The sequence below is a fragment of the Tropicibacter oceani genome (assembly GCF_029958925.1).
Classification (GTDB): Bacteria; Pseudomonadota; Alphaproteobacteria; order Rhodobacterales; family Rhodobacteraceae; genus Pacificoceanicola; species Pacificoceanicola oceani.
In genome coordinates this window covers 2220725-2235290 of sequence record NZ_CP124616.1, presented here as the reverse complement: position 1 = coordinate 2235290, position 14566 = coordinate 2220725, and the positions used below count along the sequence as shown (strand labels likewise).

Sequence of the window (14566 nt, the reverse complement as noted above, 5' to 3'; positions counted from 1 at the left end):
GCGCGCGGCCGAGACCGGGTTGGGGGCTCTGCCCCCGCCTCCTATGGAGGCCCCCCCGGAGTATTTCAGCCAAGAAGAAGCACAAAGGGCGCCCTGGTCACTGGTCGGGCAGATCGAAGATCTGGCCGGGGTAGATCAGGTCGGGATTGCGGATGCGGTCCTTGTTGGCCTGATAGACCTTGAGGTAGTCCAGACCTTCGCCATAGCGGTCGCGCGCGATGGCCCAGAGCGTGTTGCCCGGCTGCACGGTGATCGCGGTGATCGGCCCTTGGGTCGTGGCGGCCTGCAGGACTTCGGGGCTTTCGCGCAGGAAGGGGCTTTCGACGCGGGCGGTGACGACGCCGGCCTCGGTCAACTGGTCGACGCGCAGCGTGTAGGTGCCGGTGTCGACCTGCGGCAGGGTGATGCGCCAGCGCCCGTCCTCGCGGATGCGCGATGTGGTGACGGGGCTGTTGTCGAGGTAGACGCGGACAAAGGCGGTTTCCTCGCCGCGTCCCGACAGCAGCACCTCGCCTTCGGCGTCATAGCTGATGGCATCGAGCGCCACGTCTCCGGGGGCCAGCGGCGCGGTTTGCAGGACCTCGATCCCGCGCGGCGAGGACAGCAGAACGGAGGGCGCCTGCGGTGCAGCAGCGGTGGCCAGGGCGGCGGGCGGCGCGGCGATGACGGGCGCGGTCATGGCGCCGGCGGCGTTGGGCGCGGCCTGTTCCTGCGGCGCGGCAGCCGCCAATTGCGTGGTCACATCGGGCGGTGTCTGCGCTGCGCCCGGCGACGGAGTGGTGGCGGTTTCGGGCGGCGCGCCCGGGCCTGCGGGTGTTTGAGGCGCGTCTGCTTGTGGCGCGGGGTTGCCTGCGTCACCAGGCGACGGATCGGCCGCCGGCTGCGGCTGGGGCGCGCTGGCACTGGCGAGTTGGTCGGGCTCGGCTGGGATGGCGGTTGGGGTGATGATCACCTCTTCGTCCGAGGCGCGGATTTGATCGCCCTGCTTTTGCAGCAGCGTCACCACATGCGCATTGGCGCCGGCTGCGATATCGACAAAGGCGACAAAGCGCCCGTCTGCGCCCACTTCGGCATCGGCGGCGGCGGTGCCATCGACCAAGACCTGCACCTGCGCGCCGGGGGTACCGATCCCGGCGACAAGCGTGCTGCCGCCCGGTTCGGCGCGCACAAGGTCAAAGCTGGGGGGCGCGATGTCGTCCGGCTGGGCGGGCTCGGTCTGGGCCTCGGCCTGCGGCTGGGGGGCTGCCTGTTGCGGGGCGGGCGCGGCGGCAGCGGCAGGTTCGGCGGCGGCGGGCGGCGGCGCCGCGGCGGTCAGCGAGGCGCCCCGGGCCGCGGGTGCGGCGGGCTGTACGGGGCTGTCCCCATCGGGTGCCATAAGGGCCGCAGGTTCCGGCGCGGGGTCGCGGCCCAGGGCTTTGCCCAGGTCGATCACGCCGGTGACCACAAGGCCCAGCGCCACGGCCGCTGTCGCCATTCCGCCAATCGCGGCGTTCTGTGCCAGTTTGCTCATTGACGTTCCATGACCTGCGTTCATCCCCTGCCGCGCGCATACGCGCGGTTGAGCGTGTATATCAAGCGGCCTATCAACGGTCAAAAGCCCATTTCGCCCAAGCCCGGAGCCGCCCCATGTCCCAAAAATCCATCTGCGTCTATTGCGGGTCGCGCCTTGGCACCCAGACTGCCTATGCAGGCGAGGCCGCCGCGCTTGGCCAGATCATCGCCGCCGAGGGGTGGCGGCTGGTCTACGGGGCCGGCGATGTCGGGCTGATGGGCACCATCGCGCGCGCCACCCAGCAGGCCGGCGGCGCGACCTTTGGCGTCATCCCCGTGCACCTGCTGCGCGCCGAGGTTGGCAAGACCGATCTGACCACCTTTGTCGTCACCGAAACCATGCATGAACGCAAGAAGGTCATGTTGATGAACGCCGATGCGGTGGTGGTGATGCCGGGCGGGCCGGGATCGCTGGATGAATTCTTTGAGGTGCTGACATGGCGGCAGCTGGGCCTGCATGACAAGCCGATCGTGCTGCTGGATGCGCAGGGCTATTGGGGGCCGCTGCGCGCGCTGCTTCAGCACACGGTGGACCATGGCTTTGCCGAGGACAGCCTGCTGGATTTCGTTCAGTGCGGCGCCACGGCCGAAGAAGTCGCCGGCCTTTTGCGCCGCGCCCTGTCCTGAGCGATGCTGACCCCGGAATAGATCGCCAGCGCCAGCCAGATCATCGCAAAGGCGATCATGTGGTATCCGGTAAAGGTTTCGCCAAAGATCGCCACGGCGCAAAGGAATTGCAGCGTCGGATTGATGTATTGCAGCAGGCCCACCGTGGACAGAGACACCTTTTGCGCGGCCTTTGAAAACAGGACCAACGGCAGCGCGGTCAGCAGTCCGGAAAAGGCCAGCAGACCCGAGGTTTGCAGGTCCTGCCCGAACACGCCTTGGCCGTGGCTGTGCAGCCAGGCCAGCCAGACGATCCCGATTGGCGACAGCAGCGCCACCTCGGCGGTGACCGACACCACAGGACCGGTGTTCAGGCGTTTCTTGATGATCCCGTACAGGCCAAAGGTCGAGGCCAGCGTCAGGGAAATCCACGGCGCGGCCCCCAGCCCCCAGGTCAGCTGCGCCACGCCCAGCGCCGCCAGCGCAACCGAGGCCCATTTCCAGGGGCCCAGCCGTTCCTTCATGACGACGACGCCCAGCACCACCGCAACCAGGGGGAACATGTAGTACCCAAGAGAGGTTTCCGTCACCCGGCCGATCTGGACCGAAAAGATGAACAGGAACCAGTTGGCGGAAATCATCAGCGCCGCAACGCCCAGGATCGCCACGGCGCGCGGACTGCCCAGCGCGGCGCGCAGTGCGCCCAGCCGCCCCTGAACCGCCAGAAGCCCGGCAAAGATCGCCAGCGACCACAGCGTGCGATGCGCCAGCAGTTCAAGCGGCGGCACATGGGTCAGAAGTTTGTAATACAAAGGCGACAGGCCCCAGATCACGCAGGCGCCGATCATGGCCAGAATGCCGGTCTTGCTGTCGCTCATGCCCTGCCCCTGCCCCTGACTGCCCGCGCGACGCTACGCAAGCGGGCCGACAAGGACAAGGGGGCAAGGGGCACGGCGTCAGGCGCTTTCCAGTTCGGCCTTGAGCAGTTTCTCGATCTTGTCGATCGGGTGGTTGGTCAGTGTCTTGTCGACCTCGGCCACGACGCGGGCGCTGACCTCCTTGTGCAGCTTGCCGCGCAATTCGCCCAAGGTTGCAGGGGGCGCGACCAGAACGATGCGGTCAAAGGCGCCGCGATGGGCCAGGCCAAAGAGGATCTCGGCCAGCTCATCGGCAAAACGGTCCTTGGCCAGCTGGTGCCAGTCGGTTTCGGACATGGCCGATTTCGGCGATGGCCCGCCACCAGCCTTGCGCCCGGCGCGGTCGGTGGATTGATCGCGGTCCGCCGGATTATCCTGTTCCTCGATGCGCATGACGTTAAGGTCGGGGTCCTGGGCGTCGACGTCGTTGCGCAGGAAAAGAGCCTTTTCGCCGTCCGCGATCAGAACCCAGGTGCCTTTTGTCAAGATGGCCATGTCAAATCTCCCTTTGTGTCTTGGGGACAGTCGCGCGCCGAGGCGCGCGGCGCTTTATCCCTTGTTAAGGATAAGTGCAAAAACCCCGGGGTGGTTCCCGGTTTGCGGTCAATTCGCCCCAAGGATGCCCCATTGTGTTCCTAGCCAAGGGACAGGCGGCAGGCCCGTCACGGGCCACGGCGTTCCGCCACCTTCTGCCAAACGGAGCCTTGTTTCGAGATGACAGTGACCATCGTCGATCCGGACACGACCGAGCTGCGCCACCTGGCGTCAGTCGACGTGAAATTCTCGGGGCTGCATATTGGCGGCGGCATCTATTTCAGCGCCAACCACTACCCGTCGCCGGGCGGCAGTTCCAAGGCGGTGCCGCAACGATCCCTGACCGGCGAAAGCGAAGAACACCGCACCACCGAATACGACTATACCCTGCCTGCCGACAGCGCGCAGTGGGATTCCTATCGCGACGATCTGAACGGCGACGGCAGCCCCGACGCCATCAAGGCCGGCTATGACATGGCGCTGCATGTGGGCGACCGGCTGTCCAGCGGCGAATTCTATGATGGCGCGGCGGTGCCCATGCTGATCGCCAACGACCCGGTGGATCTGACCGGCACGGTCCATATCACCGGCTACCCGGGCAGCGCGACCTCGCTTGATGGCCAGGAGGGCACGCTGCACGAAACCTCGGGCGCCATCGACGGCTACACGGCGCAGGACGTGGCGGGGGATGCGGGGGGCTATTTCTCGATTGACGGTGCGCAGGTTCTGACCGGCATGTCGGGCGGCGGCACCTATCTGGAATATGACGCGGATGGCGACGGCACGACGGAAACCTATGCCATCGGCACGGTGACGCGCGCCGGCAGCATTGATTATCCCGATCCGATCCCGGACGAATACTTCGCCGATGTCACCGCGTTTTCGCCCCACTACGCCGACCTTGCCGCCTCGATCCAGGGGTTGACCGGCGCCGATGCCCGCACCGCCGATGATTTCGCCCGCAATGTGCTGCTGTCCGGGCAGACGGCCGGATCGACCGCGACCACCGTGCAGGGGCAATTCTTTCACGAGGACATTTATGGCGGCGTCAATGCTGACACCCTGCTGGGCGCGGGCGGTGACGACCTGTTGTCCGGCGCCGGGGGCAATGACCTGCTGGAGGGCGGCGATGGCCGCGACACCCTGATCGGCGGCGCGGGCAGCGACACGCTGACCGGCGGGCTGGAGGCGGATTTTTTCAGGATCGACGCCACCGGCAGCGAAGAGGACGTGATCACCGATTTCGATGAAACCATGGATGACCTCGACCTGTCGCTGTATTTCGACAACCTGCAAGAGGCGATGGATGCCGCTGTCGCGTCGGGTGCGGATACGGTGATCGACCTAAGCCGGGGATCGCTGCCCGCCGCCGCCGGGGCCGGCACGGTGCGGGTGCTGAACTTTGCCCCCGGCCAGATCAGCGGCAGCAACGTGATGGTGGCCTGCTTCACCACCGGGACGCTGGTGCGCACCAAACGCGGCCCGGTGCGCATCGAAACCCTGCGGCGCGGCGATCTGGTCTGGACCCGCGACAACGGGTTTCAGCGGCTGAAACGGCGGGCGGTGCGCCACCTGTCCCCCGATGATCTGCGCAAGGACCCGCATCTGTGCCCGATCCGGATCAAGGCCGGGGCGCTGGCGCTGGGGGTACCGGCGCGCGATCTGACGGTGTCGCCTCAACACCGGATCCTGATCTGCGGCCCCATCGTGCGGCGCATGCTGGGCGAGGACGAGGCGCTGGTGCCCGCGCGCAAGCTGTGCGTCCTGCCCGGGGTCCGGCAGCTGACGCCCGATGTCGGGGTGCGCTATGTGCACCTGGTCTTTGCCCGCCACGAAATCGTCGAGGCCGAAGGCTGCCACAGCGAAAGCTTCTTTCCCGGTGATGCCAGCCTGGCGGCGCTGCCGCAGGGGCGCGCCGACGAATACCTGGCGCTGTTCGCAAGCCTGATCCCGGCCCGGCCGATGCTGCGCGAAGGCCATGCGACGCGGCTGGTGCTGCGCCATCGCCGCAACCGCAAACCCCTGCAAGGCGATCACCTTGCCTGGTTGCCAAAAACAAAACCGGGGCGCATCGCTGCACCCCGGCCTTGAACAAAGCTGTCGCCGAAAATTACATTCAGCGTTGCGGCGCTTAGAGGCGGCCCGCGACGTTTTCCCAGTTCACCAGGTTGTCGAGGAAGTTCGCCAGATAGGCCGGGCGCTTGTTGCGGAAATCGATATAGTAGGAATGTTCCCACACATCGCAGCCCAGCAGCGCGGTCTGGCCAAAGCACAGCGGGTTCACGCCGTTTTCGGTCTTGGTGATCTTCAGGCCGCCATCGGCGTCCTTGACCAGCCAGCACCAGCCCGACCCGAACTGGCCGGCGCCCGCGGCGCTGAACTCTTCCTTGAACTTGTCGACGGTGCCAAAGCTTTCCTTCAGCGCGGCCTCAAGCTCGGACGGCATGTCGCCAGTGCCCGGGCCCATCATTTCCCAGAACTGCATGTGGTTCCAGTGCTGCGAGGCGTTGTTGAAAATGCCCGACTGCGCCACGGCGCCCGCCTGGTAGGTGCCCTTGATAATATCCTCAAGCGACTTGCCGTCCCATTCGGTGCCGGCGATCAGCTTGTTGCCGTTGTCGACATAGGCCTTGTGGTGAATGTCGTGGTGATATTCCAGCGTTTCCTGGCTCATGCCTTTGCTGGCCAGTGCGTCATGCGCATAGGGAAGATCGGGAAGTTCGAATGCCATGGGACACCCCTCCGTGTTGCTGCGTTTTCCTAGGGCTATACCTGTCCCTGAACCGGTGGCGCGTCAAGGCAAAGCCGAGAAAACAGGCCGAAATTACCGGCGCGCCGATGCCCATGCAGGCAGCACAGAGCCTGCGGGCCCACCGCGCCCGGCGCCTATTTCAGCGTCTTGACCTCGCAGCGGCCCTTGCCGTGAAAGATGTTCGCATAGCCCAGCGGCATCGCCTGCATCGTCACCTCGCCGCTGCCCTTCAGGTAGGTTGCGGTATAGGTGATGGTCACGCGCTGGTTGGAATTGGACTTGGCGTCCAGCTTCCAGGCAAAGGTCGTGCGCTTGGCGTTGTCGGTCTTGACCCGGCCCTGGATCGGCTGGCGGTCGTTGTAGTACAGGATGATCGGGTCCGACACCACGACGGCATGCGACGTCGTATCATGGCCGATGAACAGCACCTCGGGCAACCAGCCATTGTTGCCGGGAGCCTTGATCGCGCATTCATAACCGGTGCCTTTGGCCATGGCGGCGGCCGGCAGGCACAGCGATGCAATCATCAGGGACAGGGATACGGATCGGATCATGGGGTAGCCTCTTGGGTGTTGTCCCGGCAGGCTACCGGACCGGTTCACGGGGGCAACCCCAAAACGACGCCAACCCGCGTCAAATTCGACGTGCGGCGCCAGGGCCCTGCCCCGCGCGCCGCTTTGCCCCCGGCTGCGGCGTCAGAAAAATCCGACGCCGCTGGCCGGATGCGCGGCGCTTTTCAGCACGCCAAAGGCATAGTCCGCAACCGACCGGAAACAGATGACCTGCGCCTCGTCCTTGTCGCGCAGCCACAGGGCGGCGGCCACCTGCGCCAGGCGCGTGCGCCTCAGCTCGCCCACGGGCAGGCCTTCGGGCGACATGTCGGCGGGCGTCAGCTTGGCCAGCACCTCGCGGGTCATCGCGCCTTTCAGCGCGAAAACCGCCCGCGCGTCCGACACATCCGCCACCAGCGCATGCTGGCCCTGCAGCGCCGCGCCCAGCGTGGCGACGGCGGTGGCGACCTCGGCGTGGGGGCACAGCACCAGCACTTCGTCCGGGGACATCCACAAGATGCCGTGGTCCCCGTTGCAACTGGCGCCGCGCAGCCCGGGCATCTTGACCCCGGCGACAGCGGTGGCGGCCTTGACCAGCGCCGCGTTGGACAGATCGCCGCGCAGGGTGATCATCCCCAGCGGGCCCAGTTCGGTGACCTGCACCAACCCGTCATAGGACGCGTTCATCAGCGGGCTGACGGCCGGGGGCATGTTCATCGCTTCAGACATTCTGCTTTTCCCCTTCCGGATCATAGAATACCGGGCTGACGATCTTGGCCGGGATCATCGTCACGCCGTCGTCCTTGGCAAATTCGATCACCTCTCCCATGCGGTCAGGCCCGTGCAGCACCAGCCCCATGGCGATGCCCTTGTTCAGGGTCGGCGAATGGTAGGTCGACGTCACGCGCCCTTGGGTGTTGCGCTGGCCGTTGGCGTTCTTGCCTTCGGCCACCGCATAGGCCCCATCGGGCAGCGTGCTGCCGTCCAGCGTTTCAAGACCCACCAGTTTCCAACGGTTCGGGTCCGCCATATGGCTGCGCTGCTGCGCGCGTTTGCCCAGGTAGTCCTCTTTCTTCTTCGAGATGGCCCAGTCCAGCCCCAGATCCTGCGGGATCACGGTGCCGTCGGTTTCGTCCCCGATCATGATAAAGCCCTTTTCGGCCCGCATGATGTGCAGACATTCCGTGCCATAGGGCGTGATGTTCCACTGCGCGCCGACGGACATGCACAGATCCCAGAAGGCCTGTCCATGGCTGGCGGGCACGGCGATTTCATAGCTCAACTCGCCCGAGAAAGAGATCCGGTAAACCCGCACCGGAAAGCCGCCCAATTCGCCATCAGCCCAGCCCATGAAGGGCAGCGCGTCCTTGCTGACGTCCATGCCGCCCAAAGCGTTCAGCAGGTTGCGGGCATTGGGGCCGACCACGGCGATCTGCGCGTATTGTTCGGTGACATTGGCGGTATAAACCTTCCAATCCCACCATTCGCACTGCAGCCAGTCCTCCATATGAGCATGGATGCGATCCGCGCCGCCGGTGGTGGTGTGGCAAAGGAAAGTGTCTTCGTCGATGCGCGCCACGACGCCGTCATCGGACAGGAACCCGTTCTCGCTGCACATCAGGCCATAGCGGCACTTGCCCGGCTGAAGGGTGCTCATCATGTTGGTGTAAAGCATGTCCAGGAACTTGCCCGCGTCCGGCCCCTTGACGATGATCTTGCCAAGGGTCGAGGCATCGAGCAGCCCAAGGCTGGCGCGGGTGGCGTTCACTTCGCGCATCACCGCGTCATGCTTGCTTTCGCCCGCCTTGGGGAAGCAATAGGGGCGGCGCCAATGGCCGACGGGTTCCCATTCCGCGCCATGCGCCTCGTGCCAGGCGTGCATCGGGGTCTTGCGCAGCGGCTGGAAAATCTCGCCGCGCGCTTCACCTGCGATCGCGCCCATGGAAATGGGTGTATAGGGCGGGCGGAAGGTGGTGGTGCCGACCTGCGGGATATCTTCGCCCAATGCCTTGGACAGCGTCGCCAGACCGTTGATATTGCTCAGCTTGCCCTGATCGGTTGCCATGCCCAGCGTGGTGTATCGCTTGGTATGTTCGACTGATTCATAGCCCTCTTGCGCGGCCAGCATGACGTCGGAGACCTTGACGTCGTTCTGATAGTCCAGCCAGGCCTTCATGCGCAGTTCCGGGCCTGCGCCCTGCGGCATCAGCCAGACCGGGGCCATGGGCGATTCCGCCGGGGCCTTGGCGTTGGGGGCACCTGCCTCGCCGGGGCGATGGCCTGCGGCACGGGCGGCCTCGCGGCCCGCCTTGTCGGCGTCTTGCAGGGCGTCATTCAGGGACAGGTAGCCGTTCGCCGTGCCTGCGGCGATGACAAACCCCTTGCCGTCATGGCTGGTGGGCGCGCGGCTGGCGTCGGGGCGGAAAAAGGCATTTTCCGCGTCCCAGCTCAGCTTGCCGCCGCAATGCGACCACAGGTGCACCACCGGCGACCAGCCGCCGGACATGGCGACGCATTCGCAGGAGATTTCTTCGACCATGGCGCCTTCGCCGGCTTGCGAGCTGATGACCACGCCGGTCACGCGCTTGCCGCCTTTGACCTTGGCGATGGCCTGCCCCATGTGCACGGTGATGCCCGCCGCCTTGGCCTGCGCCACCAGCGCGGGATCGGTGGGATGCACGCGCACGTCGATGATCGCGGGGACGGACAGGCCGGTTGCCACGATGGCAAGGGCGGTGCGATAGGCGTCGTCGTTGTTGGTGACAACCACGGTGCGGTCGCCGATCGAGACACCCCAGTTCACCACATAGTCACGCACGGCGCTGGCCAGCATGACGCCGGGAATGTCGTTACCGGCAAAGGAGATGGGGCGCTCGATTGCGCCGGTCGCCGTGACGATCTGCTTGGTGCGGATACGCCAGAGGCGATGGCGCGGGCCTGTCGCCTTGGGGTCGTGATCGGTCAGCCGCTCGTAGCCCAGAACATAGCCGTGGTCATAGACCCCCGCCCCCATGCAGCGCGTGCGCAGGGTGACGTTGGGCATGGCGTTCAGCGCCTGCACGGTTTCGTCGATCCATTCTTCGGCGGGTTTGCCGTCGATCTCGCCGCCGTCAACGGGCGTGCGGCCGCCCCAGTGCGCCGTCTGTTCGATCAACATGACCTTGGCGCCGCTGTCCCCGGCCGCCTTGGCCGCCTGAAGGCCAGCCACACCGCCGCCGATCACCAGAACGTCAATGTGGGCGTAGAAATGTTCGTAATGATCCGGATCGCGGGTTTCCGCATCCGGCGCTTTGCCCAGACCTGCAGATTGCCGGATGAAGGGTTCATAGACGTGCTTCCAGAAGGAGCGCGGATACATGAACATCTTGTAGTAAAAGCCCGCCGGCAGGAAACGCGCGACCAGCTGGTTCAGCGCGCCGACGTCATATTCCAGGCTGGGCCAGTGGTTCTGGCTGGTGGCCTGAAGGCCGTCGAACAGCTCGGTCGTGGTGGCGCGCTGGTTGGGTTCATGGGTATTGCCATGGCCCAGGTTGACCAGGGCGTTGGGTTCTTCGGCACCGCTGGCGACCACGCCGCGCGGGCGGTGGTATTTGAAGCTGCGGCCCACCAGCATCTGGTCATTGGCCAAAAGCGCAGAGGCGAGCGTATCGCCCGCGTGCCCCTTGAGGCGCTTGCCGTTGAAGGTGAATTCGACCTGCTTGGAGCGGTCGATGAGCCGGCCGGATTTGGCGAGACGGGTGCTCATGATCTGGAGCCTTCGCTTTTGGCAGGCACCCGGGGGCTGTCTGCCCCCGGACCCCCGAGGATATTTCGGGCAAATGGAAACATCAGGAGAAATCGCGCCACTGCCAGCCGGGGTGGCGGGCGGTGAGGACGTCCTTGATGGATTGCGGCGGTTCGGTGGTCTGGGCAGGATAGGTGCCGTAGACTTCCATGGTGTTGGTGTTGCGCGCGGCCAGGAACCACTTGCCGCAGCCAAAGGCATGGCGCCAGCGTTCGAAGTGCACCCCCTTGGGGTTTTCGCGCATGAACAGGTAGCCTTCGAAATCGGCATCCGAGGCGCCGGGACCAAAGCGTTTGAGATGCGCCTCTCCGCCCGGGGTCAGTTCGGTTTCGTCGGCTTGTACGCCGCAGCAGGGGCATTTGAAGGTCAGCATGTCAGCGGCTCCTATCGGTCGGGCGGTGTGGTTTCGGCAGGATCAATGTGCCACCCCCGCCGCCACGCTTTCGTCGATGAATTTGCCTTCGCGGAAGCGGTACATCGAGAATTCCTCGGTCAGGGGCGAATGCCCGCGTGCCATCAGTTCGGCCATGCCCCAGCCCGATCCCGGGATCGCCTTGAAGCCGCCGGTGCCCCAGCCGCAGTTGATGAAGATGCCATCGACCGGGGTTTTCGACAGGATCGGCGAGCGATCCCCCGTCATGTCGACGATGCCGCCCCATTGGCGCAGCATTTTCAGGCGCGAAACCATGGGGAAGGTTTCGATCAGCGCCGCGACGGTGTGTTCGATGTGCTGAAAGCTGCCGCGCTGGGTATAGGCGTTGTAGCCGTCGGTGCCGCCGCCGATGACCATCTCGCCCTTGTCGGACTGGCTCATGTAGCCGTGCACGGTATTGGCCATGACGACGCAGTCCATGACCGGTTTGATCGGCTCGGAGACCAGCGCCTGCAAGGGGGCGCTTTCGATCGGCAGGCGAAAGCCGGCCATTTGTGCCAGAACGCCCGAGTGGCCGGCGACGACGATGCCCAGCTTGTCACAGTCGATGTCGCCCTTGGTGGTGGTCACGCCGCGCAGCTTGCCGCCGTCCTGGCGGATGGCGGTGACTTCGCATTGCTGGATGATGTCCATGCCCATGTCGCTGCAGGCGCGGGCATAGCCCCAGGCCACGGCGTCATGGCGCGCGGTGCCGCCGCGGGCCTGCCACAGCCCGCCCAGAACCGGGTAGCGCGGACCGGCCAGGTTGATGATCGGCACGATTTCCTTGACCCTTGCGGGGCTGATGAATTCGGTCTTGACCCCTTGCAGGGCGTTGGCATGGGCGGTGCGCCGATAGCCGCGGACCTCGTGTTCGGTCTGGGCCAGCATGATCACGCCGCGCGGGCTGAACATGACGTTGTAGTTCAGGTCCTGGCTCATGGTTTCGTACAGGCTGCGCGCTTTTTCGTAGATCGCGGCGGACGGGTCCTGAAGGTAGTTCGAGCGGATGATCGTGGTGTTGCGCCCGGTGTTGCCGCCGCCCAGCCATCCCTTTTCGATCACCGCCACATTGGTGATGCCAAAGTTCTTGCCAAGGTAATAGGCGGTGGCCAGCCCGTGGCCCCCTGCCCCGACGATCACCACGTCATAGCGCCGCTTTGGTTCGGGCTTGCGCCAAGCGCGCTGCCAGCCGGTGTGATAGCGCGCGGCCTCTCGGGCGATGGCGAAGACGGAATAGCGTTTTCTGGGGGTCATGACGTCGAATCCGGATGTGGCCTTTGAGGATTGATTAAAGGTGATAGCCCGCCGGACGGCGACTGCAACCGTCACAATGCCATGCAGTTGCGACATGGACGCCCATCGCCGGGGTTCTGCGGCCATTTGCCCTTTTTTCCGGCGGCGTCCTGCCATAGATGCAAGGGATCGAACAAAGGAAAGCCGGCCATGATGTTCTGGATCGTAACCACAGGGATGGCGCTTGCCGTGGCGGCGCTTTTGGCGCGCGCCATCGTGAAAGGCCGCGCCGAAGCCGTGCCGACCGAGGTCTTTGACCTGCAGGTCTATCGCGACCAGCTCAAGGAGATCGAGCGCGAGGCCGCGCGCGGCGTGATCCCCGCAGAAGAGGCCGAGCGCCTGCGCACCGAGGTGTCGCGCCGCATCCTGTCCGCCGATGCCAAGGCGCAAAAGGCGCAGACCGTCGCGGTCAAGGGCGGCGGCGGGCTGGGCCCGGCGCTGGCGGTCACCGCTTTTGTGCTGGTGGGCGGCTTTGGCGTCTATACCCAGCTGGGCGCGCCCGGATATCCCGACCTGCCGCTGAAAGGCCGGATCGAGGCCGCCAAGGAAGCCCGTGAAAACCGCCCCAGCCAGGCCGAGGCCGAGGCCGGCATGCCCCCCGCCCCCACCGCCGAGGCCCCGGGCGAGTACCTTGAGCTGGTCAAGCGGCTGCGCGCCGCGGTCGAGGAACGGCCCGACGACCTGCAAGGCCAGATCCTGCTGGCGCGCTCGGAAGCGGCGCTTGGCAACTATGTCGAGGCGCAGCAGGCGCTGGCGCGTATCGCCGCGCTCAAGGGGGCCGAGGCCACCGCGCAGGACTATGCCGACCTGGCCGACATGATGGTGATCGCGGCGGGCGGCTATGTTTCGCCCGAGGCGCAGCAAGCCATCGAAGACGCGCTGGCCCGCGATCCGCAGAACGGCGTGGCGCGCTATTATGGCGGCTTGATGATGGCCCAGACCGGCCGCCCGGATGTCGGGTTCCGGATGTGGGACAACCTGCTGCGGGAAAGCCCGCCGGATGCGGCCTGGGTCGCGCCGATGCGCGCCCAGATCGAGGACATGGCGTTTCGCGCCGGGGTGTCGGATTACCAGCTGCCCGAAATCGCCGCGCCGCGCGGCCCCAGCCAGGCCGACATGGCCGCCGCCGCCGACATGACCGACGAGGAACGCCAGGACATGATCCGCGGCATGGTCAGCCAGCTGTCCGACCGCCTGGCCAGCGAAGGCGGCCCGCCGCAGGACTGGGCGCGGCTGATTTCGTCGCTGGGCATCCTGGGCGACACCGACCAGGCCCGCGCCATCTGGACCGAGGCGCAGGCCGTCTTTGCCGATCAGCCCGAGGCCCTGCAGGCGCTGCGCGCCGCCGCGCAGCGCGCCGGGGTGGCGGAATGATCCACGACGATATCGCCGATTTCGCGCGGGACATCCCGCCGATGACGGCCATTGCCGGGCTGGACCTTGGCACCAAGACGATCGGCGTTGCGGTGTCGGACGGACTGCGCAGCGTGGCGACGCCGCTGGAAACCATCAAGCGCCAGAAATTCACGCTGGATGCGGAACGCCTGCTGGAGATCCTCAAGCATCGCCAGATCCGCGGCATCGTGCTGGGACTGCCGCGCAACATGGACGGCTCGGAAGGGCCGCGTTGCCAGTCGACCCGCGCCTTTGCCCGCAATTTCGACCGGCTTTGGGACGGGCAGATCACCTATTGGGATGAACGCCTGTCCACCGTCGCCGCCGAACGCGCCCTGCTCGAGGCGGATACGTCCCGAAAGCGTCGCGCCGAGCTGATCGACAACGTCGCCGCCGCCTATATCCTGCAAGGGGCGCTGGACCGTTTGCGCCATCTGGGAAGCTGAAGACATGAGCGACGACATCTGGAAACGTGACGAGGTGGAAAGCCCCTGCACCAAGGTCTGCGTCATCCACCCCGAGGCGCGTCTGTGCACCGGCTGTTTCCGTTCGATCGACGAGATCACCCAGTGGTCGCGCATGACCCCCGAAGACCGCCGCGCCGTCATGGCCGATCTGCCCGCCCGCGCGCCGCAATTGGCGCAGCGCCGCGGTGGGCGCGCCGCGCGGCTCAAGCGGCAGGGCTGAACGCCCGCGCCCGGCGCGGTGCTGCCGCATGCCAAAGGGCCGCCCCCCGGGGGACGGCCCTTGCCTGTTTCGCGGTCAGGT

At 66.0% G+C, this 14566-nt stretch carries 14 protein-coding genes; 5 read left to right on the top strand and 9 right to left on the bottom strand.

Going from position 1 to position 14566, the window contains the following annotated elements; all coding sequences use genetic code 11:
- Positions 1-97: 97 nt before the first annotated feature.
- Positions 98-1510, bottom strand: coding sequence for a LysM peptidoglycan-binding domain-containing protein (locus QF118_RS10760; protein WP_282299063.1), 1413 nt, complete (start codon positions 1508-1510; stop codon positions 98-100).
- A 116-nt stretch (positions 1511-1626) separates the two neighbouring features.
- On the opposite strand from QF118_RS10760, the gene QF118_RS10755 reads away from it, so the two are divergent.
- Positions 1627-2178, top strand: coding sequence for an LOG family protein (locus tag QF118_RS10755; protein ID WP_282299062.1), 552 nt, complete (start codon positions 1627-1629; stop codon positions 2176-2178).
- Here QF118_RS10755 and rarD read toward each other — a convergent pair.
- Together rarD and QF118_RS10745 are read right to left on the bottom strand one after the other, a co-directional pair.
- Positions 2121-3035 (bottom strand): EamA family transporter RarD, encoded by a 915-nt coding sequence (rarD, locus tag QF118_RS10750; RefSeq protein ID WP_282299061.1) that lies wholly within the window; start codon positions 3033-3035, stop codon positions 2121-2123. The genes QF118_RS10755 and rarD overlap by 58 nt on opposite strands.
- Positions 3036-3113: 78 nt before the next feature.
- The gene (locus QF118_RS10745; RefSeq protein ID WP_282299060.1) at positions 3114-3569 is read right to left on the bottom strand and encodes a host attachment family protein; all 456 of its coding nucleotides are present in this window, start codon (positions 3567-3569) and stop codon (positions 3114-3116) included.
- Between the two features lie 219 nt (positions 3570-3788).
- Between QF118_RS10745 and QF118_RS10740 the strand changes: the two genes are divergently transcribed.
- Entirely contained in the window at positions 3789-5699 is a 1911-nt protein-coding gene (locus QF118_RS10740; protein ID WP_282299059.1) for a Hint domain-containing protein, read from the top strand.
- Positions 5700-5739: 40 nt separating this feature from the next.
- Here the strand turns inward: QF118_RS10740 and QF118_RS10735 are convergent, their stop codons facing one another.
- The 6 genes from QF118_RS10735 to QF118_RS10710 form a co-directional block, all read right to left on the bottom strand.
- A complete protein-coding gene (locus QF118_RS10735) occupies positions 5740-6339 on the bottom strand; it encodes a superoxide dismutase (protein WP_282299058.1) in 600 nt (199 codons plus the stop codon).
- Between the two features lie 155 nt (positions 6340-6494).
- The gene (locus tag QF118_RS10730; RefSeq protein WP_282299057.1) at positions 6495-6914 is read right to left on the bottom strand and encodes a hypothetical protein; all 420 of its coding nucleotides are present in this window, start codon (positions 6912-6914) and stop codon (positions 6495-6497) included.
- A gap of 141 nt (positions 6915-7055) precedes the next feature.
- On the bottom strand, positions 7056-7640 hold the full coding sequence (locus QF118_RS10725) for a sarcosine oxidase subunit gamma (protein WP_317133873.1): 585 nt from the start codon (positions 7638-7640) through the stop codon (positions 7056-7058).
- On the bottom strand, positions 7633-10656 hold the full coding sequence (locus QF118_RS10720) for a sarcosine oxidase subunit alpha family protein (protein ID WP_282299056.1): 3024 nt from the start codon (positions 10654-10656) through the stop codon (positions 7633-7635). The genes QF118_RS10725 and QF118_RS10720 overlap by 8 nt, the downstream gene beginning before the upstream one ends.
- Before the next feature lie 82 nt (positions 10657-10738).
- The gene (locus tag QF118_RS10715; protein WP_282299055.1) at positions 10739-11068 is read right to left on the bottom strand and encodes a sarcosine oxidase subunit delta; all 330 of its coding nucleotides are present in this window, start codon (positions 11066-11068) and stop codon (positions 10739-10741) included.
- A 42-nt stretch (positions 11069-11110) separates the two neighbouring features.
- Positions 11111-12364 carry a sarcosine oxidase subunit beta family protein gene (locus tag QF118_RS10710; RefSeq protein ID WP_282299054.1) on the bottom strand — a complete coding sequence of 418 codons (1254 nt, stop codon included), beginning with the start codon at positions 12362-12364 and terminating at the stop codon, positions 11111-11113.
- A gap of 189 nt (positions 12365-12553) precedes the next feature.
- Between QF118_RS10710 and ccmI the strand changes: the two genes are divergently transcribed.
- The 3 genes from ccmI to QF118_RS10695 are packed head-to-tail and all read left to right on the top strand — an operon-like array spanning position 12554 to position 14485.
- The gene (gene ccmI / locus QF118_RS10705; protein WP_282299053.1) at positions 12554-13777 is read left to right on the top strand and encodes a c-type cytochrome biogenesis protein CcmI; all 1224 of its coding nucleotides are present in this window, start codon (positions 12554-12556) and stop codon (positions 13775-13777) included.
- A complete protein-coding gene (gene ruvX, locus QF118_RS10700) occupies positions 13774-14244 on the top strand; it encodes a Holliday junction resolvase RuvX (RefSeq protein WP_282299052.1) in 471 nt (156 codons plus the stop codon). The genes ccmI and ruvX overlap by 4 nt, the downstream gene beginning before the upstream one ends.
- A 4-nt stretch (positions 14245-14248) precedes the next feature.
- A complete protein-coding gene (locus tag QF118_RS10695; protein ID WP_282299051.1) occupies positions 14249-14485 on the top strand; it encodes a DUF1289 domain-containing protein in 237 nt (78 codons plus the stop codon).
- Positions 14486-14566: the final 81 nt, after the last annotated feature.

Excerpts from the sequence above, each read along its gene's own strand:
- QF118_RS10745 (WP_282299060.1), bottom strand. The coding sequence starts at position 3,569 with ATGGCCATCTTGACAAAAGGCACCTGGGTTCTGATCGCGGACGGCGAA.
- ruvX (WP_282299052.1), top strand. The coding sequence starts at position 13,774 with ATGATCCACGACGATATCGCCGATTTCGCGCGGGACATCCCGCCGATG.
- QF118_RS10760 (WP_282299063.1), bottom strand. The coding sequence starts at position 1,510 with ATGAGCAAACTGGCACAGAACGCCGCGATTGGCGGAATGGCGACAGCG.
- QF118_RS10710 (WP_282299054.1), bottom strand. The coding sequence starts at position 12,364 with ATGACCCCCAGAAAACGCTATTCCGTCTTCGCCATCGCCCGAGAGGCC.
- rarD (WP_282299061.1), bottom strand. The coding sequence starts at position 3,035 with ATGAGCGACAGCAAGACCGGCATTCTGGCCATGATCGGCGCCTGCGTG.
- QF118_RS10715 (WP_282299055.1), bottom strand. The coding sequence starts at position 11,068 with ATGCTGACCTTCAAATGCCCCTGCTGCGGCGTACAAGCCGACGAAACC.
- QF118_RS10695 (WP_282299051.1), top strand. The coding sequence starts at position 14,249 with ATGAGCGACGACATCTGGAAACGTGACGAGGTGGAAAGCCCCTGCACC.
- ccmI (WP_282299053.1), top strand. The coding sequence starts at position 12,554 with ATGATGTTCTGGATCGTAACCACAGGGATGGCGCTTGCCGTGGCGGCG.
- QF118_RS10730 (WP_282299057.1), bottom strand. The coding sequence starts at position 6,914 with ATGATCCGATCCGTATCCCTGTCCCTGATGATTGCATCGCTGTGCCTG.
- QF118_RS10735 (WP_282299058.1), bottom strand. The coding sequence starts at position 6,339 with ATGGCATTCGAACTTCCCGATCTTCCCTATGCGCATGACGCACTGGCC.
- QF118_RS10720 (WP_282299056.1), bottom strand. The coding sequence starts at position 10,656 with ATGAGCACCCGTCTCGCCAAATCCGGCCGGCTCATCGACCGCTCCAAG.
- QF118_RS10725 (WP_317133873.1), bottom strand. The coding sequence starts at position 7,640 with ATGTCTGAAGCGATGAACATGCCCCCGGCCGTCAGCCCGCTGATGAAC.
- QF118_RS10755 (WP_282299062.1), top strand. The coding sequence starts at position 1,627 with ATGTCCCAAAAATCCATCTGCGTCTATTGCGGGTCGCGCCTTGGCACC.
- QF118_RS10740 (WP_282299059.1), top strand. The coding sequence starts at position 3,789 with ATGACAGTGACCATCGTCGATCCGGACACGACCGAGCTGCGCCACCTG.